The organism is Candidatus Cloacimonas acidaminovorans str. Evry (assembly GCF_000146065.2).
Taxonomy (GTDB): Bacteria; Cloacimonadota; Cloacimonadia; order Cloacimonadales; family Cloacimonadaceae; genus Cloacimonas; species Cloacimonas acidaminivorans.
In genome coordinates, this window is sequence record NC_020449.1 from 2,133,700 (window position 1) to 2,159,098 (window position 25,399).

Here is a 25,399-nt window from a genome sequence, read left to right on the forward strand (position 1 = left end):
CATATTTAAGGAATAACTGTCAAGAGATTATTCTGCGTTCTATTATTCTCGTTCGGAATCTCTCCTTCTCATTCTTAATTCTGAATTATTTCTCTTTTCTCTTTGTGAAACCAATTCTCTTTTTTAGGCAGGATATCCAAGTTTGCGGAAAAGTTGGGAAACGCTTATCAGTTCAATTCCCATATTATCTATCTGTTTCAGGAATTTTTGTAAAGCGTTTAGTTTATCGCGATTATGGCAATGGGTAATAATTACAACCGGCTCATTTCTACCCTTGTATTTTGCTAAGCCCTCAATTTTATTGATAATTGTAGCATCACTATTATCCGGAACATCCAGAAAGATATCTCTTTTGGCAATTTTCAATCCCAGGTTCTTGCCAGCGGTAAAAGCTGCGCTTTTATTGGTTGTAGCGCTATCCAGAAAATATAAACCAAGATTATCCAGTTCTTCCAAAATAATATTCATTGTAGCAAGATCGGAAGTAACCTCACTGCCCATATGATTATTGGCGGCAATAGCATTAGGAATTTGAGCATAAAAATCCTGTAATAAATCGGAAATAGCATATTTATCCATCCCTGTCCGGATATATCTTTTCCCAGGATTAGCTTGATGATCAAGTGCCTGCATTGGAATATGAATCAATGTTTCGTGATTTGTTTTCTCTGCTAAACGAGCAACTGTTTGCGTATAAGGCAAATCCGGAAGAATAGAAAAGGCAATTTCTTTCGGGAGAGCTGAAAAATCATCCAATAACTGACCTGCGTTTTGGCCAAAATCATCAATAATAATGACAACTGGAGGCATAGCATCTGTATTATTAGACCAGGTATATTTATAGGACTCTATAGCTGTCATATCCGGGGTGGAAACGGATTTGCTCTCTGTTTTTTCTTCTGTTTTTTCCATCTGTTCAGGTTCAACTTTATCTTCCGGAATTTCTGTATCCGTTTTTTTTGTGCAACTGAACAAAAGTAAGCCCAAGAGCAAATATATGATTAGGATTGTCTTTTCCACTTTATTTTATCTCCGGTTTTAATATTAAATTTCTTCACTGTTCCGGTGTTCACTTCCAAAACATACTTATGCAGAGAACTGGGTGTGATTCTATTTTCACTGAAAGGAATTGCCTTTTCATAGATATAATTGATAGTGCCATCGGAAGCTATAAACAGGATATCTAAAGGCAGATAAGTATCCTGCATCCAAAAATCATAGATATCAGGAAATTCAAAAATAAACAGCATAGCTTGATTTTCAGCCATTGTTTCACGATATTTTAAGCCCCGCATCAGTTCTTCTTCTTTTTCGGCAATTTCTATGGCAAAAGTGGCTTTTGTAATTCCTTCGGGAGAAATTATTTCCAGAGTTCCATCCTGCCGAAATTCATATTTGGGTGTTGGCTCAGGAGTTGGTGATGCAGTTTTTTTACAGCTGAACAGAAAACAAATCCCGATCAGCCCTAAAATTATAAGAATTCGCTTGGGCATAAATACCTTTCTTATTTGGCAAGCAACATTTTACGGGTTTGCTGATAATCGGGAGTACTTAAACGATATAAATATACTCCAGAGCTAACTTCTTTTCCTGTATCATCCAAGCCGTTCCAGACAAAACTGTGTTTTCCTGAAGGCAAAATACAGGAAACCAAATGACGCACAAGCTGTCCTTTAAGATTATAAATATTCAACGCGACCGGGGTATTATTTTTTGCCAGCATAAAGGACAAAGTCGTTTCCGGATTGAAAGGATTGGGACTATTGGACAAAAGATAAGTTACTGTTTCAGGAGCATTAGGATCATCTGCAGCATTACCGATATTTACAAATTGCGAACCTGGCACTCCGTTTACCGTATAATAGAGAGTAAAATCCTGGGGATTAGGTTCTAAAGTTATAGATATTGATTGCTGTTCAATTTCATAACCTGCATAACCATAAGTGCCTGTTTCATAATTTATTGCCTGCACAAATGGCTGGTTGGTGTAAATTCCCAAATGAAGAACCTGATTGATAGAATTGGGTGCTACAGAAACAGTTAGGGACTTCAGTTCATCTATATTGCTGAAATTCAGGTTTAGGTTATTATTGTAGCTTGCTGTTAAAACAGGAACAGGCACTTCTTCCGGAATTCCTGTTTGCACAGGTAAAGAATAATCAGGGACATAAATATATTTACAGAGCAGATAGCTGTCAAAAGCATCAATTGTGCCATTGCCATCTACATCGGCATTCGTTATCCGATATGCTTCCCATGGTCTTAAATCAATTTCTGGAATAGGATCAAGACCAATGGCATATTGATTGATAAAGGCAATATCCTGCATATTGATTATACCCTCTGAAGTTACATCTCCATAAAGGACAATATTATTATTAATCCCTATAATATAAACATCATCAATATAAATCCCATCGGCAGTTTGACTCCAATCAGTTTTTATTCTGAATCTAAGGTATAATTGCCCTCCTGCAAAAGAAGCAAGAGAATAGCTTTGATTTATCCAAGAATTTACGGTTCCCGTAAAACTATCTAAAATAATCCAGTTGCTTCCATTAGCAGATGCTTCTACATATACAAAATCGTAGCTATTCTCCAGCACATATTTACACTTGAAAGACAAATAAGGATTAGACACTCTTATAAGCGATATCGGATTTGTAAGAGTTATGCTATTGTTTTGCATATTACCATAATTTCCCGTTGGAGAATCGGTTAATACATTAGAATCATTGTAAGTTACAATTCCCCAAGTTCCTGTTGCAGTCCAGTTTCCCAGTCCGTTTTCAAAGTTATCAGAGAAGAGCGAATTCTGCATAATAAAGATATTGCGTTTGTCATTTTGCCTAATTTGGACAGGATAAGTGTATGTAGCATTATCCAAGGCAGAAATATCAATTTGATAGTCACCTTCATACACATTAAAGGAAAATAATCCTTCAGCATCGGACTGGACAGTAATTGGTGGATTGGTTTTTAAAGTAATACTTGCTCCATATAATGTATTTCCTGCCGGAGTGCGAATCTGTCCCTCAAAAGTTGTTAGCATAGCTGGTTGCAAAGTAAAGTTTTGCGTAATATAACCAGTTGTGGGAACTGTAATATTTACTGTTTGAGGTATATAACCATCAGCAGAAGCAGTTATTTGATAGGTTCCTGGCAGCAGTAAACGATGATAATCTCCTATTGGCAGGTCTGTATGTTCCAGTTTGGAATTTCCTGCTACAGTAATGGTAGCTGAAATTGGAGTTCCTGAAGAGTTGGTTACAATTCCTTTAACACCGTTTTGGGCAAACTCAATGTATTTTAACATTGCTTCTCTGTTTTCATTCCAATAAGTATCCAGTGTAGAAGCAGGAGGCCATTTATTATTGCTAATTTCAGCAGTCATTTCAATACAATCCGTATAGTGATAATTCCAATCCTGCATACTGCCCGTAACAATATACCAGGCAGCTCCATTAACTATTCCGTGTAAAAACTCGGTGCTGTTATACATTGGCAGATTTTCCCGGGAATAGGTTAAAGCCATTTCTATGAGCAAATCATTATCCGGAGTTAAAGTAGTAGTGTAATCCCAGGGATAGTTTATAACAAGGGAACCTCCATGAAAATTGAGAGCCAAATCAAAATCGTGAGCGTTACTGAAATCCATTACTGCAATTGTTTCAGCAGCCCAGGGTCCTCCATCCGGATGTTGAACTCCCGTAGGCATAGGAAAATTTCTGTTCAAATCAATTCCATTAGCATTATAACGTATTCCTGCTGCATAGCCATCTGGATTGAGCATCGGATTTATCCAAATCTCTGTGTTATTTACCATATTGGTTATCCGCGGGTCAATTCCATATTGAGTTGTAAGTAATTGAATTAAACGGATAAGCATATCGTAGCCGACAACTTCATCTCCATGAATACTGCCGAAATATTTAAGCTCCGGTTCGTTTTCTTCAATCGTTACATTATCACTTATTTTCAGCATTAGTAAAGGTCTGTTTTGAACACTGGTGCCAAATTGAACCAGTTGACAGATATTGGGATACTGATCTGCCGTCTGTTGCATAAAATTCTGGTATTCGGTTAAGGTATAATAACTTCTACCATCTTTAATACCTTCTGCCAAAGAAGCAAAATATTCTTCTGCCGGATTGGGTAAAAGCTCTGTAAGCATTCCTGCACTATGAATTTTATCCCTTTCCGCATCATTACGCACCTCTATGTGAATAATACCTGTTTGCAGGTTTACATAATCAATGCTGACCCTTAGTTCATTAAGCTTTTTAATATCCTCTTGCAAGTTCCAGCTCTGAATGCGTAAAGGATATGCCAAAACAGCCGTGGCTAAAATTAGCAGGCATAAAGTAAATAATACTCTTTTCATTTTCTTATCCTTATAACTTCATTGGGGAAAAATAATTCCTTTGTCATTCCTGCGCAAGCAAGTAGTAATCTATATCTTACTAATAAGCATAAATTATACCATTTTTGTTTCAATATAGAGAAAAAGCCAGGCAAACAATGTCACATAACTGGTAAAGCTTAATGCTGCTTCATTCCTGATCTGACATAGTTCACTTGCAGTTATTGCATTGCGCCTGGCAAATTCAGAGATTTTTCTCTCGCTTATTTTGTCAATCAAAAACGCAATTTCAGGGTAGTGGACAAACGCCAGTCCGCTGATTCAGAACATTGTTTAACACATCTAAAAAACTTATTGATGCTGAAGTTATGTAAACTTAGGGACTCAATCTCTTCAAAGTCGTCAATAAACGGAGAAAGCTTGAATTCCAACAACGAATTATTATTAAAAAGCCAGGCGGAATTAAGATTAAAAGTCAATTCCTGCCAGGTTCCCCAAGAATATTGAGGTGAAAAACTAAAGTAAAAAGTCCGAATGTCATAACGGAAATCAATATTGGCAGTCCAGCGTCTGTTTTTGGTTTGCAATTCATAAAATTCCTTTCTCTTTTGAGCATATTGATTTTCTTCGTAGGCAAAACCAAGATCAATCATAAAGGCATTATCGGGACTATTCCGAAAAGGCAGTTTTAGCCAACGCGGGTCTAAAGAACGAGCTATTAAAGGATAAGTATCAAAAACCAGGTCATATTGATAACTCAACTGACGATAAAGAGTATTGTTTTTACCCGTTTTATAGATGTAATCACTATAATCCGCTCTTATTTTATATACCTGAAAAAAAGCTAAACGGTCTCCCAGCAAAATGTTACATTCGGGAGATAGCGTCCAGCTGTTAATCCTTTTATTATTTGCAGAAAGCAGGGAATCCAAATATACATCTTTGCTGAAGCCATAACCAAACCAGTTTTCCAAAAGAATTCGTTCGTGCCAATAATGTTTCCATCCCCAAAGCAAGTTATGAGATAGCAAGTCATTATCCCATTGATTGTTGTCTTCCGGAAACTTAATTATTTGCAAATCAATAGCATAATCAACAATTAAAGAATCACCGTCACTATATTCCCAATTAACACGACTGCCAAAATGCCTGTTTTCCGTATGCCTTGTATTGAGGCCATAATAATAGTCCTTAATCGCGTAAGTATGCCTTAAATTATTTTGCCAAACCAAACTTGGAAACAGCTGATAGTCAAATTGCAGTTGAGCCAGATTATAATAATCTGTGCTATTACGAATTTCATTTTGGCTGTAGCTGGTTTTTCTTTGACTATAGTCATCTCTTAATTGAATTTGAACATTGTCATCAGGATAATATTGAACTGATCCTGCAAAGGTTAAATTTCTGCGTAACTGATTATCCGACAGCGAATAATTGCTCCTATTCTCATTTTGTCTCGGAGCAGTTAAAATGTAAATATCTTCGCTTCGGTAGCTGTAATTGGCAAGGCAATCCACATTCAAATAATTACCGTAAAAATTGTAGTTAGCATTCACTTGGGCAAAATCAAAGGACTCCCAATCCATTTTTTTGCGTTCGCCAGTTGTTCCTATACTGGCTATGGAATTGGAAAAATAAGTGGCATAATGAATATCGGAGCCAATCCAATAACCCTCACTGGAAAGCAGATTTCCGCTAACATAGCGATCTTGTTCATTGCGGAATATGCCTTTGCTGAAAATACCTATATTTAAACTCTCCACCGGCGTATAGTTTATCTGATAACCCAAAGTGGCAGTTTTATTTACATAAGCAGAGGGCTCAAGATCACTGGCATCATAAAAGGTTAAATATCCCGAGCTGAGAGTGTGCAAAAACTTCTTCCGTGCTATTTGAAAACCGACATTCAAATCCGCATTTTTGGCTTCCTGATTGAAATTCAGCCGGTTTTCAAGATTACTTTTACTGCTGATTATTAAGTTTGTGCCGGCAGTAGGAAAATATTTGTATTGCATATAATTTTCAATACTTAATGCCTGCTGACTGGAATATATTGTCCAATCCAGTCCCTGAGTTTGAGCTGCTAAAAAAGGACTATAAATCAGCCAAACAATCACTAAGCAGAATAAAATCCTCTTCTGCAAGTTCTTCTCCTCTTTTGCCAAAATCTATATGCGAAAGCTTTGCCAATTCCTCTGTTTTTTCTTTTCCTAAAACAGGAATCAAATTATTAGCCAGTGTTTTTCTCCGATGAACAAAAGCCGCGTGCAAAAGTTTATGAAAATGTTCAGGATGCTTAATAACCGGTTTATTTTCTCGCGGAAGCAGCAAAATAACCGCAGAATCCACTTTGGGCATTGGGCTAAACTTTTCTCTGCTAACCTGTATTTTGCTGGAAATATCAAAAACCAAACGCAGACGGATAGTTAAGGGAGCATAATTTTTATTTCCAGGTTTGGCGCTAAGCCGTTCTGCAACTTCTTTTTGCACCATCAATACAATCCGGGAAAAGAACCGGGAATATTCTTCCAAAAGAGCTAAAAGCGGACTGGTTATCTGATAGGGAATATTGGCTATTAATTTGAGCGGAGTTCCATCTTTCCGTATAAGAGAATTCCAGTCCACTTGCAGAATATCCGTTTGTTCCAATATTATTCTGTTTTCATAGCGTGCGGAAAGGTATTTATACAATCGCCTGTCCAGTTCAAAAGCTCTTAACTGAACATTGTTTTTGATAATTTCGTCAGTTAAAATACCTGTTCCGGGACCTATTTCCCAAACGCTATCTTCCGGTTGTAATTCACCCAAGGCAACAATCTTTTCCGCTATAGATTTATCGGTAAGAAAATTCTGCCCGAGTGCTTTCAGGGCTTTCATACAAAAGAGTGCTTTCGGCAAATAAAAGGTATTTTTCCCGCGAGAGCAGAATTTAATTATTTAACCAGCTAATTTTTCAGCAGCTATGCCTTTACAGCTTTTGCAGACCTTGTAGGTTTTTTCCCCAACTTTAACCTCATAGAGAAGTTTTATACCCGTTCTATGGCAGACAGGACATTCTCCTCTGCTATGATTAGGAACTTTTTTCAGTCCTTTTCCGCGATTATTTTTTGCCATTGTTTTCTCCTTTTTCTGTTTATTATTTTATAATTCTATACTTTTCACCTTTCACCAAAGTCGTCATGAGTCCTTACTGCCAAATAAAATTGAGGGATGTGTGAAATTATTAAAGGCAGTGACACTCCTGACTTTTTAAGTGGTTAACGAAGTCCATCAACCTTCCGTTTTTTTAACAGTTATTTGCTTCCTCATCGGCAAAGGGATTTAGCGCTTTTTTGATTATCGGTTTTTCATGGGGAATCAAACAGAGAAACTTCAATGTTTCATTTCCTGTATTTTTGAATGAATGTAAAATATCAGGGTCAACGAAAATTGCGTCATCAGCTCCAAAAGCCATTTCTCCCCGGTCTGTAACTAAGGCACCTTTTCCGGAAAGACAGTAAACTTCATGTTCCCACTTATGTTGATGGTGGGGAGTATGCCCACCAGGTTCAATTTCAAACATCCGCATTGCAAAAGTTGGAGCACCATCTTTTTGGGCAATCAGCCAGCGGATTTGTGCTTTTTCAGCACCTTCCGCAGTTACGGGTTCCAATTCTACTTCATCGTAATGGATAATTTTCATTGTTTCCTCCTTCTCGGAATTTATTTTGTAATATCATTTTTGCCTTAAAAGTCCTTTGGCATTCCTGCAAAAGCGGGAATCAAAATAAAATTTATCATCCTAACTGCATTTCCATTATAAAAATTATACAATAGATAAACTAAAGCGCCAAGAACTAAAGACAAATTCTTAAATATGATAGACAGGGTAAGCAGTAACTACAACATCGTTTTCAATTTTCCGGCAGCTTGTTTTCCATATATACAATGCTTTATAGATACTTTCAATGCCCAAATTGGGCAAAGGACTTTTAGTTCCACCTAAAATTTTGGCTCCATAGATAAAGATAATTTTATCTATCAATTCCTCTTTGAGAAATGCTTCCGCTATTCCGCTGCCTGTTTCCAGCAGAACGCTGTAATAATTCATTTTATATAATAAATTTAAGACCTCGTGTAAGTTAAAGTGTCCGTCTTTAGTTTCCAGAGCTTCAATTTTTACCCCTTTTTGTCTTAAAATATCGGCTTTATCTGTTTGCAGATTATCAGGGGAGGTAATAACCATTCCGGGAAATTTAGCAGAGATACTTACAAAATAGGAAAGCACAGGTATTTTAAGATAAGGGTCTAAAACAACTCTCAGTGGTTGTTTGTAATTTCCCGGGAGCCGCACATTCAGTCGTGGATCATCAAAAAGGATGGTCATTATTCCGGTTAAAACCACATCGTTTTCACTGCGTAATTGATGGGCATATTCCCGGGCTTTTTTTCCAGTTATCCAGTGTGCCGTGCCATCTTCAGCGGCATATTTTCCATCCAGAGTAAGGGCTGTTTTCAAGGTTACGAAGGGTCTTTCTTTCTGTATATAACAAAGGTAACATTCCAGCTGGGTTCTTATTTTTTCTTCCAAAAAGCCGTAATGAACATCAATTCCCGCCTCTTTCAACATCGCAATCCCTTTGCCTTTAACCAAAGGATTGGGATCATAAATTCCAATATAGACCTCTTTAATTCCGGCATCAATTATGGCTTGAGCGCAGGGTGGTGTTTTACCGTAATGAGAACAGGGTTCTAAAGTTACAAATAAAGTAGCGTCTTTGGCTTTCTTGCCCGCTTTTTTAAGTGCCTGAATTTCTGAATGATCGCTTCCATATTCCAAAGTCCAGCCCTCACTTATCACCTGATTATTTTTCACGATAACAGAACCGACAAAGGGATTGGGAGAACATTTACCTCTGGCTTTTTCTGCAACTTTAATTGCTCGTTGCATATATTGTTTGATTTGGGCATCGGTCATTGCAGTTTCTCCAAATTTTTCCTGGCATATTCAAAAGCGGGATATTTTTGCACAATTTCCTGCCAAAGTTCTTTTGCTTTTTCCGTTTCTCCGTTTCCGGCATAAGCAGCGGCAAGGTTATTCAGCACATTGGGGTCATCCGGTTGTAAAATCTTCAGTTCTTCCAGCCAGATTTTTGCCTGTTCATAATCCTCTTTCACAAAATAATGGGCGCTTAAATGCAAATAGGGCTCGGTCCAACTATTATCAAGAGCAATGGCATTAAAGAAATCCACCGCCGCTTGCTCTCTTTGTTTTACCAATTGCCAGTATAAAGCGCGATAGTAATAGAGATCGGGACTATCGGGATAAATTTTCAAGCTGCTGTTTATCAGTTCCCAAACTTTAGCGTCATCAGCTTTGCCAAGTGCTTCTGCTATAGCTGTATAGACCTGATTTTGTTTAAAATATGCCTGCGGACTGCCTGCTATATTTTGTCTGATTTTCCAGCTGCCAGTTATATTACTCAGCACCAAAGTCCAGTCAATTTTATGATTTAATTCCATATAAACGAGAGCGCTTATTCCATCCTCACCCAATCCGCTGTATAAAATACTGTAAGTAGAAACCTTACCCAGCTGAGGAATGGCTTGAATCAGTTCTGTATAGCGTTCTGCCAAATCCTCCATAGAGCTCTGATTGATACTATATTGTCGTAATTCATTCCATTTCAGTTGAATAAGGGTTTTCATCCATTTTTCTACACAGTTCTCAGGGTCTTCTTTTTTCTCGGCAGGGGTGAAAGGCAAATCTAACTTTTTCAGCAGATAATCCATTGGAAAATATACCGGATACTGAAATCCACTCAGCCAGGCAAACATTTCTTGCGGGTTTTCACTGGCTTCTTTGGCGGGAGTTTTATTTTTCAGGAAAGGATTTTCTCTACCCGTCCAAAGGTCTATATGGCGTTTTATAGCATTTTCTGCTTCGGCGCGTGAATCGGCTTTAAATGAAGGAAACGGTTTTGTTTCTTCTTTTTTAGGAGCATAATCACAATTTTCCGGACAGCGTGTATCACAGCGTGTTTCATTACAGCATTGCCAGCAAATGTTTTTTCTTTTGCGGGGACATACTCTGATTGCCCGTTCCGTATAACAGGATTGACAACGCGAGCTTTTGAATAATTTAAGCATTTACTGCCTCTCTAAAAAAGGAGGCATTTTACGCTTGAAACTTGAATTGTCCATCATTTTCTGCACTTTAACGATTATTTCTTCCGCCACTTCCGGTTTTCTTTCTCCTTCCGTTAAATATTTCAGGACGCTATCTAAAATAGGATAACTGATCCCCAGCTCGGATTCATCGCTTTGACCTGACCATAAATCGGCTGTAGGTGTTTTATTGATAACCTTTTCGGGCAAGCATAATTCCCTTGCCAGTTCCCAAACCTCAGTTTTATAAAGATGTGCCATTGGTTCAAAAGCACAGGCAGAATCTCCGAATTGAGTGAAATAACCGACTAAAAGTTCACTTCTATTGCTCGTTCCGATTACTAAAGCGTTGTGTTTTGCCGCCTGGTCATAAAGGATATTCATTCGGATTCGTGCCATCCAATTCCCTTTGCGTAAAGGAATTGCCTCCGGAGCATATTTTTTAAAATAACTCTCCGTAAGTTCATCTATATTTATGGTTTGCATAAATAGACCTAAGCATTCTGCCACTAAAAAAGCATCTTTAACACTATCCGGATTGCTTTCCCGGGAAGGTAAACAAAAGGCATATAAATGCTCTCTGCCAATTGCTTGAACAGCTAAAGCGGATACCACAGCTGAATCCACACCACCGGAAAGACCTATCACGAGATTTTCAAATCTGCTTTTCTGGCAGTAATCCTGAATAAAATTGCTTATTCTCTCTCTTTCTTTTTTATAATTCATTATGATTTTCGCTTCCTTCCATTTATCTATTACCTTTGTTTCATTATCTTTTTTCCTCTTTTTTCCGTCAAGCAAATTCTCTTTTGAGGTTATTTCTCTAAATTAACATAACAAATTGCCTTACAAATAATTGCTACTTCTTCCTTAATAGCATTGCTTACCCATTGCTTACCCATTACGGATGGCATTAGCAATGAGTCCGTATTGCTAAGACAATGCTATTGGGAAAGGGAAAAATGAAAAAAGAATGATGTGAGAGCAGAAGCAGTAAGATTATCAAAGTGATTATTTTTAAAATAAGATTGTTAAAAAAGTCAATTAAAACATCTTATCTCTTTTGTTAAGAATGAGTTCCGTAGGAACGACAGATACTAACAACGGGTTTTAACCCGGTGAAAAGAAAAGAACTTACAAAACTATATTTAATCGGGAAAAAGTTCCGTAGGAACGACAGATATTAACAACGGGTTTCAACCCGGTGAAAAAGAATAAAGGAATTAAAATTGTAAACCTTCTTTTACCATAAAACTTACGCTACCATCGCTATCATTGTGTCGCCCTTAGGGTTTTTTTTTAAGACCAGGTAAGGAAAAAAGAAAAAATCGGGGCTTTCATTTTTCGAGGGGCTTACGCCACCATCGCTATCATTGTGTCGCCCTTTGGGCTTTTAAGGTATCTCAACCCTCTAAACCTTCTCAACCTTCTAAACCTTCTCAACCCTCTAAACCATCTAAACCTTCTCAACCCTCTCAACCTTATCATTTTGCTCATCCCAGACCTTTTACCAAATGAAATCCGTGAGAGTTTATTTTTCTCCCTTGACAGCATAACAACATTTAAAAATATGGCATTAGAAAAAATATAAAATAAAGGTGGTGATTTATTTGCCTACAGTTGTAGCAAAAGAAAATGAAAGCTTCGATCTTTTATTAAAACGATTTAAGAAAAAATGCGAAAAAGCAGCTATTCTTTCCGAGATAAAAAAGAATCAGGCATACGAAAAACCAAGCGTTCGTAAGAAACGCGAGGCAAATGTTGCCCGACGCAAAATGCTCAAAATGCAACGTCGGATGCAACGCTATCTGAAATAGGACTCCTCTTAACGAAGAGAATTCATCTAATTACAAGAATATAAGCTACAGGGAAGATTATTCCCTGTAAGCTTTTTTAAGCGGGGAAAAAATGGGATTTATTGACTGGATCATCCTGGCAGTCCTGATCTTATTCACTTTTTTGGGTTGGCGTAAAGGTCTGCTGGCAAGTTTAGTTCAGCTTGGAGGGTATATTCTCACTTTCTTTCTGGTGGGTCATTACTATCCTCTGGTGCAACGCAATTTAATGCAAAAATTTCACTTTGCCAAATGGCTGGCAACTGTTATTTCCGTTGTTTTAATCATAGTTTTAATTGTGGTGATTGTGCGACTTGTTATTTACATCCTGGAAAGGTTTTTACGCGCCTTAAAACTCTCTGCTGTTAACCACACTCTGGGTGCCGTTTTAGGAATTATCAACGGTTTGCTGGTAGTTATTATTTTAACCGTTGTTCTGGATTTTATACCCAAACTTTCTACCCCTTTGAAAAATGGAGAAAAACATCGCGTTTATGCTGGTGTAGACCTTGTTAAAGAAGAAATATTTACCAAACTGAAACTGACAGAAAGAACAAAATTGATTAAAATGCCGAAATTGCCTTTTGCAGAGAAGTTAAACGGGGAAAAGGTAAAAAGTGAAAAGTGAAAGGTGAAAAAGTGAAACAAAGTGATAATTTTCGGTGCAAAATTAAGTCAGGAGTCGTGGCTGCCAAAATAACTTTTACCCATTCCCCAAATTCCTCTCACTGTTTTAACTCTCATTGGACAAAGTCCTCTCACTTCTCCATCTCGCTATCTATCTAATTTATGACTTATCATAATCCCGACCTGGAATTTGAAACTCTCGTTGCTCAAATCGGCAAACGCTGTCATAGTGATTTAGGTAAAGAACAGGCATCTTTATTACAGCCCCTCTCCGATTTGGGGGAAATAATCAAATCCCAGAAATTGGTAGCCGAAATCCAGGAACAACTTTTGCGGGGTAGAGATTATGATTTTAGTGGTTTAACTAATCTGCAACCTCTTTTTGAAGACAGCCGAAACACTCTTTTTGCGTTTGAGGAATTTTCTGCTGTTTATGCCAATAACCTCATTGCCGAAGAAATTTTGGCTCAGCTAAAGCTTTGGGAGGAATTTCCGGAAATTACTCTTTACCTAAAGAAATTAACCTCCTTTTCCTTTCTCAATTCCAGGTTTTTGGAGATTTTTGATAAAGACGGTGAAATTTTGGATACCGCTTCCAAAGAACTGGCAACTATCCGCAAAAGAGCTAATTCCTTAAGAATGCAGATTCAGAAAACAATGCAAGCATTACTTTCCGACAGTAGTTTAGAACACTACTTGCAAGATAAATATGTAACTCAAAGGGAAGACCGTTATGTTCTGCCCGTTAAAGAAAGTGCGGTTCCTTTCGTAAATGGCATCGTTCAAAGCCATTCCGGCAGTAAATCCACTGTTTTTATAGAACCAATGTCTGTTGTGCCTCTCAATAATGAACTCCAGCTTATTTTTCAGCAGGAAAAGCAGGAAATTTATCGTATTTTCAGTGCCTATACTTCAGCTATCAAAGCAGAAAAGAAAGGACTTTTACGCAATCAGAAAATTCTGGCTTGGCTGGATTTTCGTTTTGCTTGTGGACGGCTTTGTAATACAATAAAGGCAAAAACCCCGATAATGCTATCCCGTCCTTGTTTGAATCTAAAATCGGCAAGGCATCCTCTGCTGATTTTACGCCTGGGAAATTGCCGCAAAGTTATTCCCTTTGATTTGGAACTGGGCGAAGAGAAAAAAATTATTATTTTAAGCGGACCCAATACCGGGGGAAAAACAGTTCTGCTAAAGGCAGTCGGTTTGATTACTCTGATGGCTCTTTCAGGACTTCCCGTTCCTGCTGATGCTGATAGTGAAATTGGCTTTTTTAGCAATGTTTTTGCCGATATTGGAGATGACCAGTCCATAGAAAATGCTCTTTCCACTTTTTCCGCTCACCTGGAAAAAATAGGTAAAATGCTCAATAAGGCAAAACCGGATACCCTGGTTTTAGTAGATGAAATAGGTGCTGCAACTGATCCTCAACAGGGTTCCGCTTTGGCACAGGCAATTCTGGAAAAGTTTTTGGCTTTAGGTTGCCCGGCAATTGTTACAACTCATTACACAGCCCTGAAAATCTTTGCTGAACAGCATCCCAGGTGTCTGAATGCCTCAATGCAATTTGATACCAAAAACCTCCAGCCAACCTATAAATTTATTGCTGGTTTCCCAGGTGACAGCTTTGCTATTGAAGTTGCTGCCTCTCTGGGGATTGACCCTGCCCTAATTGAAAGAGCTAAAGAACTTGCCGGCAACCAAAATGTCCAATTTACCGAACTGCTGAAAAAAATGCAGGACGAAAAAAAGAAATACAGCGTTTCCTGCTATCAAAATGAACTGAAAACACACCTGCTGGAAACCAAACTGCAAGAACTGGCAAAAAAAGAAGAGGAATGGGAAAAAGAAGTGAAAATACGCCGCCAAAATCACTTAAAGGAATTGCAACAAGAACTGATCGCCCAACAAAAAATATATCAGAATGACCTCGCAGAATTGAAAACCCTTTCCAAACAGGAACGTAAAACATTTTTAGAATACAAATTACATAATATAGCAGTTAAAAATGCCGAGATTCAAAAAGAACTTGACAAAGACCTTTCCGCTAATAACTTGCCCGTCAGCAATCCTCAACCCGGAATGAAGGTTTGGCTTTCCAATTTTGAAACGGAAGCAGTTATTTTGTCTATTGAAGGTGAACAGGCAAAAGTAGATATGAACGGAATTACCTTCAAAACACCTGTGAGCACACTTTTTGAGCCCAAAACGAAAACTGAAACAACAAAAATAGAACCTAAAGTGAAAGCTAATGTTGCTCCCGTAGCAAAATTTGAACTGAAAATTATAGGACTAACCTTTGAAGAGGCAAAACCCTTGATAGATGAATTTTTGGATAATGCTGCCCTGGCCGGCTTGCATTCCTTAAGAATTGTTCACGGAAAAGGAACCGGCGCTTTAAGAACTAAGGTTCGGGACTATCTGAAAAAAAGAAAAGAGGTAAAAGGTATCGGAACTCCAGGTCCTAATGAAGGTGGAACCGGAGTAACCATTGTTACTATCTAAACGGAAGGTTGACCTCCTGGCCAACGCTAATGAACAACAGGGATGTTGTTCTTCCGAGAAAAAATGGATCAAAACTTAATAGATCAAATTCGTCGTGCTAACGACATCGTAGATGTTATTCAAGGTTATCTTCCCTTGAAAAGGGTGGGAAGTAACTTTCGTGGTTTATGTCCTTTTCATAATGATTCTCGCCCTTCGCTTTATGTAAGCCAATCCAAACAGATTTTTAAATGTTTCGCTTGTGGCAAAGCCGGTAATGTAATCGGTTTTGTAGCGGACTTTGAAAAGCTGACCTTTATTGAAGCGGTAAAAAAATTGGCTCAGCGTGCCGGTATACAAGTTCCTGAATATGAAAAAACCAAAGTTGTAAATACTAAAAGGGAACAGCTGTTAAGCGTGTATAAAAGTGCCGCAGAGTTCTTCACTTCCTCGCTTTTTGCGTTTGGGCAGAATGTTTTGGATTATTTGAAAAAGCGTTCTTTTTCTCCCGAAACGGCTAAAGAACTGCAGTTGGGCTATGCATTAAACAGTGAAAAAGCGCTTTTAAATCATCTCCTGAAAGAAGGTTATAGTGTTTCTCTGCTAAAGGACTCCGGACTTTTTGGCAATTATGGCGGGGGTTTAACAGACCTCTTTAAAGACCGTTTGATGTTCCCTATTCATAATAGTTTAGGGGAAGTTATCGCTTTCGGCGGACGCATTCTGGAACCCAAAGAAGGTGTGGGAAAATACATAAATTCACCCGGAACGGAACTATATACCAAAGGCAAAGAACTCTACGGTTTATACAAAACCAAATACAATATCAGCAAAGCCGGCACAGCTATTATCTGTGAGGGCTATTTTGATTTCCTGCGTCTATACGAAAACGGCTTTACCAATTCCGTTGCCAGCTTGGGAACAGCTCTAACGGAAGATCAAATAAATTTACTGGCACGTTTCTGTAATCGGATTATAATATTATATGATGGCGATAGTGCAGGAATTAAAGCTGCAGTAAGAGCCGGACTTTTATGTTTAAGTAGAGGTATGGAAGTTTTAATAGCTAATCTGCCTGCAGAAGAAGACCCCGATTCCCTGATCTTAAAACAGGGTAAGATAGCAATGCAAGAAGTTGTAGATAAATCAATTCCCTTAATCAATTTCCTGGCAACCGATCCGCGTCCGGAACAGCCAACCGCGGAAAGAATTGAACTGATTTTAGATGCTTTAAGGATATTAAAGGACAGAATTAAACAGGAGCTATTACTGCAAGAGGTCTCCGATGCCTTTGGAGTTACTGTAGGTGCTTTAAACAGTAAATTACGCCGTAGCAGTGCTTCCGTTTCCGCTGAATCAAGTGAACAAATTGTGCCTCAATACGAAAGCTTTGAAGAGCGAAATGTTCTTGCTTTGGCACTAAAGGACTATGAATCTTATAAATTACTTGCCAATGACTTGGATTCCAGTTATTTTAATAATAAGCGCTACCGTCAGGTATATAATTTCCTGATAACTCAAAATCTAAAATCAGAGCCCTGGGAACCGGCAGCCCTGCTTGATAATATTGAAAATAATGAAATAAAGGAAAGCTTAGCTGAACTTCTTTTTGAGGATTTACAGCAAATGTGTTTTGAAGATTGCCTCTCCGGCTTACGCATCCGTAAAGTCCAAAGGGACTTGGAAGAAATGGATCGCGCAATTAGCAAAGACCCTAAAAATATGGAACTCCTCAAAGAGAAAGAAAAGCTGGCTCTAAAGTATAGGCAAATGACCAGGAAGGTCGTAAACAAAGTCCTCTATTAGAAGGTTTTCCAAGGAGCATTAATGATTACTTACAATGAATGTTTGAAAAAACTGGTGGAATTGGGGAAAGAATCCGGTTACATAACCTTTAAGCAGATAAATGAAATTCTGCCCCCCAGTCCCTTCTTTCTGGATAAGGTGGATGATATTATCTTTGACCTTTCCCAGGATGGAATTGAAATCATAGACGAAACCGAAAAACGCATCACTAAAAGCGGAGCCGCTATTCGGAAACCATCCACCGCTAAAAAATTCAAGTCCAAACGCTATTACGATGACCCCGTTAGAATGTATTTACGAGAAATGGGTCGTGTTCCCCTTCTGGATAGAGAAGGAGAAGTGCGTGTTGCCAAAAAGATTGAGACCTATCAGAAAATGATCAACCAAAATGTGTTCAAATGCGGAAGCACTTTAAGGGAAATGTATAACTTCTTGCATCGCTATCGTGAACGCAGAGTCCGTTTAGACCAAATTTTCAAAGTAGATATCAGCACTTGGATAGATAAAAATCAGGATGCCAAAATCATAGAGAAATTCAAAGAAATCCTCAAAGAAAACGAAGAGAAATTTGAAAAAGTAGGAAATATCCTGGATAACTGTGAATTTGACGATACCGGAACTTCCAGCAGACAGGAAGAAATTGATGAACTCCGCTCTCAAATTGTGAATACCTTTATGCAACTGTCCTATAACGATAAACTCATTAAACGAATGGTTTACCGTATTCGCTCCCTCGTTGAACGCATTGAAGAAAGCTATGAAAGCATCAATAATTTAACCCGCATTAAACGCTATACCATTGATGAAATTTGTATGTATGGACGCCGTGCCAAAAAAAGCGATGAGGACTTTCAGGAAGTTTTGGAAGAAACAGGAATTGACCCCAATGTTTTTGTAGAGACCTTGCGCAAAATTAAAAATGCCCGCAGGAAAATCCGTCGTGTAGAACTGGAAACCAAAATGACCGGTAACAAATTAATCTTCCTGCTAAGGGAAATTGACCGTGCCGAACGCAATAAAGAAAGAGCGCAAAATGAAATGATTGAGGCAAATGTCCGCCTCGTTATCAGTATCGCTAAACACTATAACAATCGTGGACTGGAATTTTTAGACCTCATTCAGGAAGGAAATACCGGACTGATGAGAGCCGTAGAAAAATATGATTACCGTAAGGGCTATAAATTCAGCACTTATGCCACCTGGTGGATTCGTCAGGCAATTACCAGAGCTATTGCAGACCAGGCAAGAACTATCCGTATTCCTGTACATATGATTGAATCCATCAATAAAATTAATAGAACCAGCCGTCGCCTGATGCAAAAATTGGGGCGTGAACCCTATCCTGAAGAAATTTCCGAGGTCTTGGATATCCCTGTGGAAAAAATCAAAAACATTATGTCCATCAGCAAAGAACCCGTTTCTCTGGATAAGCCCATTGGACACGATAGCGAAGATAGTATCTTAGGGGATTTTATTGAGGATAGAACAATTATTTCTCCAGAACGCCTGGCAGAACGTTCCCTCCTGAAAAAACAGGTGGATGAAGTTCTGAAAACATTAACTCCGCGCGAGGAACGAGTTATTCGTCTGCGTTTTGGCATTGATGATGGCTATCATAGAACCCTGGAAGAAGTTGGCAATATTTTTCAGGTTACCCGTGAACGCATTCGCCAAATTGAAGATAAGGCACTGAAAAAACTTCGCCATCCTTCCCGAGCTGCAATTTTACAACAGTTCCTGGATAACTTCCATGTGAAATAATGTAGTTAGGGGATGCCATTCCTCCGCATTTTTGTAGTGAAAAAGGGAAAAGGTGAAACAAGGCAATAATTTGAGTTGCAATCTTGTTTCAGGTAACTGTGTCGTCACGAGTCCTCACTGCCAAATTTGATAGAGGAAAATGTAAAAAAATATTAAAGGCAGTGACGACTCCTGACTTACCTCTATTTTTCCTTCTTCCTTTTTTCCAGTTCTTCAAACACTTTCAGCATTGCCTGCACATTTTTCTCCACAATCTTTTCCAGCATAGCATTGGCAGGATGAATAATGCTTTGTCCGCGTTTATTTTGGCCTCCGATTTCCACTAAAAAAGCCGGAGTTCCCATCCGATAAAAGAAAAAATTACGTGCATTTCCCACTTCGGAAGTATTTCCTGCATAGACCTCGTAAGTTCCTTTCAGATAGTCCTTTTTCACTTCTTTAGCGTAAATAGTGGCTAAGGTCTGTGTCTTTTGAAAAAGTTCTGAATCATTACTCCGGGCAGGAAGATATATTTTTTCGCTGTAAGCACCGGAAATGGAGCTATGCAGAAAAATTGCCAAAGCAAAGTTTTCCTGTTGAGCCAAAGCGATAATTGCTTGTATTTCACTTTCGGAAGCCGGTTCTGAGCCCTTATAATAGGGACTGTTGATTTCTGTTTCCGAGTCCATATCCCAAAAAATAGGATAATTACGATTTAAGTCCACACCATCTGTGCGCAGATCAAGTTTATGATTATTATTAGTATCCCGGTTATTCTTACGTTTAGTTCTAAAAATTCCGGAACTTACAATCCGAAACCCTTCCGGATTCAAAGTGGGAATAATCCAAACCTGATAATTCTCTAAAAGATGGGATTGCTTATCCTCTTGGGAATAATTGTTTAACAACTTTTCCGCTAAGGCGAGGGAAACATTAACGCCAATAACTTCTTCTCCATGATGTTGACCTATTACCAAAATTGCTTTTTCGGCATTTTTATTCCCTAATTGCAAGGCATAAACAGGTAAATTTTCGGCACTGCTGAAACCAATAATCCTTTTTTCAGCAAGTTCTGGTTTAATTTGCACGATTTTATCCAATTTAGCATTCAGTTCTTCTGCCTTAACATATTTGGAATCAAGAGGATATACATTTCCTTTTGCCTGCATACAAGATATCAGGCAAGGTAACATCATCACCAGAAACATTATTTGTAAAGCATCTATTGTTTGCATAAATACCTTTTTATCGGAAATGAACTTATCGTCAAGGAGAAATACAGAAACCGAGAGTTGCAAAGTGAGAGCTAAAGCAGTGAGGGTTTTACAATAAGAGCCAAAGAAATGAAGAATGAATTTCAGTGGAAGGCACATACTTATATATTTTAGCTTTCTTTTATTCTCTTGCTTTCTATTATATTATAACGAGCTACCAGTAAACTTATAAAATATTTTATCTGATTCTGTCAATCTTATATTTGGATTCATCTTCAATTTTTTTTCCTTATAATTTTGAACCACGGAATTCACTTATAGCTTAGTTAGATAGGATAAAGTTGGATAGATATAAAATTGAGGAGAATTGTTTTTGGGCTGAAAATTGCATAATTGTGAGTGAAAATAATTCCGTAACCCTTTTTCTCTTGGCTCTTTACCTTTTGCATTATTTCAGTTCAAACTTGCGGGTTGCCAAATTCTGAATAAAAGCCCTATCGTGCGAGACAAAAATAACTGCACCCTGATATTGATTTAATGCTTGTTCCAGCATTTCCCGGGTTTTAATATCCAGATGGTTGGTTGGCTCATCCAAAAGGAGAAGATTATATTTTCCACAAAGCAAAGAAGTTAGTTGCACTTTTGCTTTTTCACCCCAGGAAAGAACTTCAATTTTCTGATAGGCAATATCTCCGGTTAACCCTAAGCATCCCATAAAATTACGAATTTCCATTTCGCTATCGGAGAACTGTTTCAGAAACTCTAAAATAGTTAAATTCCCCGGAAGGGTGTTTAAGTTTTGATTATAGACACCAACTTTTAAGAAATTGGTATAGGAAACGGTTCCTTTTGTGGGTTTCAGTTCGCCGGTAATTATTTTCAGCAGAGTAGTTTTACCTATTCCGTTAGCTCCTGCAAGCCAGATTTTTTCGCCTCCCCAAAGATAAAAATAGAGGTTATGCAAGACCTGTTTTTCGCCATAAGAAAAGTCAATATCCTTCAAGGAAAGCAGTTCTTTGGGTTGCCCTTGGACAGGGGAAAACATTATTTTACGGGTTTTATCTCTTATCGGTTTTTCAATCGGAAAACGATTTTGCAGCATAATTATACGTTCTTCAATATGTTTTGCCTGTTGATTCATCGTTCTGGCAGCGTTAAAAATTGATTCATAAACAAATCCACCACCTTCGGGACGGGTTTCTTTTTGAAAGCTGTTTGCCCAATTATGTCTTTTTTGAGCGGCTTCCTGCAATTTTCCAATCAGTTTTGTGCGTTGCATATATTGTTTTAACTGGTGTTCCTGCAATTCCTGTTTGTCTTTGGTAAAGCTTTCATAATTGCCTTTTCGGATAACAACTTTTCCTTTTTCCAGTTCAATAATTTTGGAGGCAGTATGATCAATAAACACTCTATCGTGGGAAACATAAAGGATAGCTTTGGGGTAATTATTCAGCCAATTTTCCAGCCACATAAGTTCTTGCAGGTCAAGATGATTTGTTGGTTCATCCAAAATTAAAATATCCGGATTTTGTAATAAAAGCAAGGCAAGCTGAACGCGAGTTGTTTCTCCCGCGGAAAGAGTGTTACAGCTTTGATTTGCCAGGGCATTCAAGTCCATTTTCCTAATTACTTCATCCACATTTTGTTCCCAAAATAAAACATTGTCGTGATCATAATTTTGCCACAATTCAGCAAGATGCAAGCCATCTTCAACGCACAGGTTTTTTTCTGCGGAGAGGGTATTGATTTCTCTAATAATATTATAGCTATTAATATCTCCCTGCAATAAAAAATCACGCACAGTTAATTGGTTGCTAATCATCAGGTCTTGAGGCAGATAACCGATTTTGGGAACGGCTATAGGATAGGAAATAGAACCCGAAGTGGGCTGCAGTTCACCCCTAATAATTTTTAGCAAAGTAGATTTTCCGCAACCGTTTTTCCCGATGAGAGCTATTTTTTGTCCGTCACAAATATCCAGAGTAATGCCGGAAAGAATTTCCTGATATTGATCGGGATAGGTGAAGTGTATATTTTTTAGCCGTATTGCCTGCATTTTTTCTCCTTTAATTGTTTTTAGCAGTTTTCTTGGCGGGCAGGCATAACAGCTTTCTTTATGAGAGAAAGGGTGAGATAGTTCTTTAAAGTTAAATGCGGGAAGAAGTTACTCTTATCTGACTTCCGGCTTTTGCAGGAAGGACAAAGAAACTCAAGAATGGCAGTAAAAAGACCGCTTGTCATTCCGCATTTGTGGCGGAATCCATTTTAATTGTAGGGATTCCTGCTATCTCAAGAATGGCAAAATATGCAAATGCCACTTGAAAAATAAGAACAACTATTGGGCTTCCCGATAGTGCAAAAAGGACATAGCAATTTTCTTTTTAACAATGTGATAAGAGCATTTTCCCGGACTGTTATGCCTTAAATTTTGCAGTTGATCATTGGTTCAATCTCCTTTGTTTATTATATTGTTCCTTTTTTATATGCTTTGGAAAAAAGTCAAGGAATAATAACATTGCCTTGGTTGTCATTTCAGAACCTTTCTGCACCCGGTAATATATTTGTAGCAAATCTATAACGATCAAGTAACGATACTACTGCAGTGTTACAGAAGTGTTACGGTAGTGTTACGGTAGTGTTACGGAATTGATTAAGAACCAACTAATAAATAAGGAGTTAAACGCCTAAATTGGAGGGTCTTTTTAAGGAGCAAAAAAGAACTATCGGATTTCGGTTTTTGTTTGCCGGATAAGGAATATATCTTATTTCTATTGACGAAATTAGGCACTTTTGTTAGCGGTTATATGCATTAGAATCTCGCTTCGGCAAAGTTTGAAGGTATAGCCATCAAGGACTATGTTCTTTGTGGCAAAACGGAATTTTACATCCCAATTGCAAAAAGGAGGTGAAAAAATGATAGAACTGAGAGAGGGCGATATAACCCTTTTTGAGGGCGAAGCAATTGTAAATGCGGCAAATAGCTCCCTTTTAGGTGGAGGAGGAGTTGACGGTGCAATCCATAGAGCTGCCGGAAAATGTCTTTTAGAAGAATGTAGAACATTAGGTGGATGCAAAACCGGCGAGGCAAAAATTACCAAGGGTTATAACCTTAAGGCACAATATGTTATCCATACAGTTGGTCCTGTTTGGCAGGGGGGTAACTCCAGTGAAGCAGAATTATTGGCATCCTGCTATAAAAAATCGCTGGAACTTGCTGTTGAAAAAGGGATTAAGTCCATTGCCTTTCCCAATATATCTACCGGCGTATACCGTTTTCCCAAAGAAGAAGCAGGCAAAATTGCTGTGGAAACAGTGCGGGAATTTTTGCCTCAACACCCTGAAATAGATGTTTATTTTTATTGTTTTGATCGGGAAAATTACGATATATATTGCAGGTTATTGCAGGAGAATTGATTATAGGAGAGCAAGGACAAAAGAGATAGTTTACATAACATCGTTATGACAGCAGGAAATTTTCCGAGAGCTTGATGAGGATATCAACCTTCCGGAATTCTCAACTCTCTAAACCTTCTCCACCCTCTCAACCCTTTTTCCTGTTCGTTATCACTTTAAAACAGCGGTAAATTGTTTGCGCATAATTTTCCCGCCACCGGCATTTTGCGATTCCCACAAAACAATATAGAGACCGCGCGGGGCAAAATTGCCGTCCTGTTTGCAGCCATTCCAGTAAAGAACTCCCGCAGCATTTACCAGGGCATAATCTGCTACAGTACAAATCTTTCTTCCGTTCAAATCGTAAATATTGCAGGTAATTCTATTGGTGGCAGAGGGAAAATTGTAGGCAAGAGATATTTTCTCTCCCGCTTTAGCGTTACAAGGGCTTCCTGATAAGACAACTTTTCCCAAATCGGGCAGTTCTGTTTGCGGCATACTGCTGTTGGGAAGTCCCGGAGTGCCACCTATTTCACTATAACAATTTTGCCAAAAAACAGTGGAATCCGCAGTAACTCTTTCGCGGGAAACACCTTTTATTATTTCCTCTCCGGAATAAATCAAAGAATCCAAAATACCGGTTTCATTTTTCAAAACCAGACAATCTCCCGCATTATTCAGATAAGTCCAACTCTCAGCTAAAATTATTGAAGCGGCAGGACACTCGGGATAACGCCAAATTAAAGCATCGGGATTTTGGCAGATAACAAAACAGCCACTTGTTGCAGGAAGGGAAAAACGGATTTTGGAAGTGGAATTATCTGTGATATAATAAGTTCCCTGAGAAATTTGGGCACCGTAAATTTCAATCCATTCCTGATTTCCGGATTCCGGATTAGCCAGAAACTCGTTGATATAAATGCCCTCTTCCATTTCAGGATTTAAGGGAACTAACAAAACATTATTGGTGGAATCAGGATCATCTACAAGCGATAATTTTACGGTTAAAGGCGAAGAAGCGCAGAAAAATGCCAGATTTACCAGAAGGGAATCCAAAGCTGGAATTGGAGCAATTGCCTGTTGAGCCAGTAACTCATTATTTTGAGTAACGGTTAACTCTGCCGATAAAATCGGAACAAGAAAGCTTAAATTTTTCAACCAAAGGTCAAGTTCAACATAATTATTCTCTCGCAAAACACTATAAGTTCCTAAAGCATAATCGCAATGAATCCGATTGGGCAAGCCGGGAGTTGGCTTTGCTTCCGCTATAAAATCCGTTTCACAATTATCGGTATCGTAGCCGTCGTAAATTCTTGCCAAAGAATAACCTGCCGGAACATCGGGAGCAAAATGCGTTCCTGCCAAATTATGATCATCAAATAACTGATTGGTATTGGGAGAATCATAAAGAACTGTATCGGTATAAGTTCCCTCAGGACTCACATAGCGAATGCCATCCGTTTCACTTCCCCCGTTTTGAAAGCTGAAATTATAGTAAAGTTGAGCATTCAATATTGACGCTCCTCCAATTAGTAAATAGCGATGAGGACGCAATTCAAAAAAGGGAAAAGTGTATTGAAGAGTAAAAGAACTACCTCCGGAAAGGATTTTAGCTCCTTCCAACTGCACACTTGTGCTACCGTTATTATAAAGTTCTATCCATTCCCAGCCCTCATCATTGCTAACTGGATCGTAACAAACCTCGTTAATTACAATTTCTGCCTTTAAAGCAAGGCACAAAAATCCCCAAAAAGCAAAGAGGACAATGTTCCTTATCCAAGCCATAAAAA

Annotated in this window: 19 protein-coding genes and 1 other RNA gene; 6 read left to right on the plus strand and 14 right to left on the minus strand. The window is 38.3% G+C overall.

Annotation, left to right across the window (positions count from 1 at the left end):
- Positions 1-123: 123 nt before the first annotated feature.
- The 11 genes from CLOAM_RS08530 to CLOAM_RS08570 all read right to left on the minus strand — a co-directional run bounded on the left by CLOAM_RS08530 (position 124) and on the right by CLOAM_RS08570 (position 11,236).
- A complete protein-coding gene (locus CLOAM_RS08530) occupies positions 124-1,020 on the minus strand; it encodes a divergent polysaccharide deacetylase family protein (RefSeq protein ID WP_044279120.1) in 897 nt (298 codons plus the stop codon).
- Entirely contained in the window at positions 1,002-1,493 is a 492-nt protein-coding gene (locus CLOAM_RS08535) for a DUF192 domain-containing protein (protein WP_015425500.1), read from the minus strand. Before CLOAM_RS08535 ends, CLOAM_RS08530 begins: the two co-directional genes overlap by 19 nt.
- 11 nt (positions 1,494-1,504) lie before the next feature.
- Positions 1,505-4,384 carry a M14 family zinc carboxypeptidase gene (locus tag CLOAM_RS08540; RefSeq protein ID WP_015425501.1) on the minus strand — a complete coding sequence of 960 codons (2,880 nt, stop codon included), beginning with the start codon at positions 4,382-4,384 and terminating at the stop codon, positions 1,505-1,507.
- Positions 4,385-4,505: 121 nt separating this feature from the next.
- Positions 4,506-4,604, minus strand: an RNA gene (gene ffs, locus CLOAM_RS09440) — signal recognition particle sRNA small type.
- 34 nt (positions 4,605-4,638) lie between these two features.
- A complete protein-coding gene (locus tag CLOAM_RS08545; protein WP_232502678.1) occupies positions 4,639-6,507 on the minus strand; it encodes a TonB-dependent receptor in 1,869 nt (622 codons plus the stop codon).
- Complete coding sequence (gene rsmA / locus CLOAM_RS08550; RefSeq protein ID WP_052293581.1) at positions 6,458-7,240, minus strand: 16S rRNA (adenine(1518)-N(6)/adenine(1519)-N(6))-dimethyltransferase RsmA; 783 nt, start codon at positions 7,238-7,240, stop codon at positions 6,458-6,460. The genes CLOAM_RS08545 and rsmA overlap by 50 nt, the downstream gene beginning before the upstream one ends.
- A gap of 60 nt (positions 7,241-7,300) precedes the next feature.
- Complete coding sequence (locus CLOAM_RS09855; protein ID WP_015425505.1) at positions 7,301-7,477, minus strand: hypothetical protein; 177 nt, start codon at positions 7,475-7,477, stop codon at positions 7,301-7,303.
- A 172-nt stretch (positions 7,478-7,649) separates the two neighbouring features.
- Positions 7,650-8,045, minus strand: coding sequence for a cupin domain-containing protein (locus CLOAM_RS08555; RefSeq protein WP_015425506.1), 396 nt, complete (start codon positions 8,043-8,045; stop codon positions 7,650-7,652).
- Positions 8,046-8,213: 168 nt separating this feature from the next.
- Positions 8,214-9,320 (minus strand): bifunctional diaminohydroxyphosphoribosylaminopyrimidine deaminase/5-amino-6-(5-phosphoribosylamino)uracil reductase RibD, encoded by a 1,107-nt coding sequence (ribD, locus tag CLOAM_RS08560; protein ID WP_015425508.1) that lies wholly within the window; start codon positions 9,318-9,320, stop codon positions 8,214-8,216.
- Positions 9,317-10,492 carry a tetratricopeptide repeat protein gene (locus tag CLOAM_RS08565; RefSeq protein ID WP_015425509.1) on the minus strand — a complete coding sequence of 392 codons (1,176 nt, stop codon included), beginning with the start codon at positions 10,490-10,492 and terminating at the stop codon, positions 9,317-9,319. The genes ribD and CLOAM_RS08565 overlap by 4 nt, the downstream gene beginning before the upstream one ends.
- Positions 10,493-11,236, minus strand: a complete 744-nt coding sequence (locus CLOAM_RS08570; RefSeq protein ID WP_044279267.1) for an NAD+ synthase — start codon at positions 11,234-11,236, stop codon at positions 10,493-10,495.
- 884 nt (positions 11,237-12,120) lie between these two features.
- On the opposite strand from CLOAM_RS08570, the gene rpsU reads away from it, so the two are divergent.
- The 5 genes from rpsU to rpoD all read left to right on the plus strand — a co-directional run bounded on the left by rpsU (position 12,121) and on the right by rpoD (position 19,023).
- The gene (gene rpsU / locus CLOAM_RS08575) at positions 12,121-12,327 is read left to right on the plus strand and encodes a 30S ribosomal protein S21 (RefSeq protein ID WP_020046631.1); all 207 of its coding nucleotides are present in this window, start codon (positions 12,121-12,123) and stop codon (positions 12,325-12,327) included.
- Between the two features lie 91 nt (positions 12,328-12,418).
- On the plus strand, positions 12,419-12,973 hold the full coding sequence (locus CLOAM_RS08580; RefSeq protein WP_015425511.1) for a CvpA family protein: 555 nt from the start codon (positions 12,419-12,421) through the stop codon (positions 12,971-12,973).
- A 161-nt stretch (positions 12,974-13,134) separates the two neighbouring features.
- Positions 13,135-15,477, plus strand: a complete 2,343-nt coding sequence (locus tag CLOAM_RS08585; protein WP_015425512.1) for an endonuclease MutS2 — start codon at positions 13,135-13,137, stop codon at positions 15,475-15,477.
- 63 nt (positions 15,478-15,540) lie between these two features.
- Positions 15,541-17,262, plus strand: coding sequence for a DNA primase (dnaG, locus tag CLOAM_RS09080; RefSeq protein ID WP_052293583.1), 1,722 nt, complete (start codon positions 15,541-15,543; stop codon positions 17,260-17,262).
- Positions 17,263-17,283: 21 nt separating this feature from the next.
- A complete protein-coding gene (rpoD, locus tag CLOAM_RS08595) occupies positions 17,284-19,023 on the plus strand; it encodes an RNA polymerase sigma factor RpoD (RefSeq protein ID WP_015425514.1) in 1,740 nt (579 codons plus the stop codon).
- Between the two features lie 182 nt (positions 19,024-19,205).
- Here the strand turns inward: rpoD and CLOAM_RS09445 are convergent, their stop codons facing one another.
- Together CLOAM_RS09445 and abc-f are read right to left on the minus strand one after the other, a co-directional pair.
- The gene (locus tag CLOAM_RS09445) at positions 19,206-20,237 is read right to left on the minus strand and encodes a M14 family metallopeptidase (protein WP_071818983.1); all 1,032 of its coding nucleotides are present in this window, start codon (positions 20,235-20,237) and stop codon (positions 19,206-19,208) included.
- 427 nt (positions 20,238-20,664) lie between these two features.
- On the minus strand, positions 20,665-22,272 hold the full coding sequence (gene abc-f / locus CLOAM_RS08605) for a ribosomal protection-like ABC-F family protein (protein ID WP_015425516.1): 1,608 nt from the start codon (positions 22,270-22,272) through the stop codon (positions 20,665-20,667).
- An 800-nt stretch (positions 22,273-23,072) separates the two neighbouring features.
- Here abc-f and CLOAM_RS08610 point away from each other — a divergent pair.
- Positions 23,073-23,630: an O-acetyl-ADP-ribose deacetylase gene (locus CLOAM_RS08610; protein WP_015425517.1), complete on the plus strand. Its 558-nt coding sequence runs from the start codon at positions 23,073-23,075 to the stop codon at positions 23,628-23,630.
- Between the two features lie 150 nt (positions 23,631-23,780).
- Here CLOAM_RS08610 and CLOAM_RS08615 read toward each other — a convergent pair whose 3' ends face one another.
- Positions 23,781-25,394 (minus strand): lamin tail domain-containing protein, encoded by a 1,614-nt coding sequence (locus CLOAM_RS08615; protein ID WP_015425518.1) that lies wholly within the window; start codon positions 25,392-25,394, stop codon positions 23,781-23,783.
- Positions 25,395-25,399 lie beyond the last annotated feature (5 nt).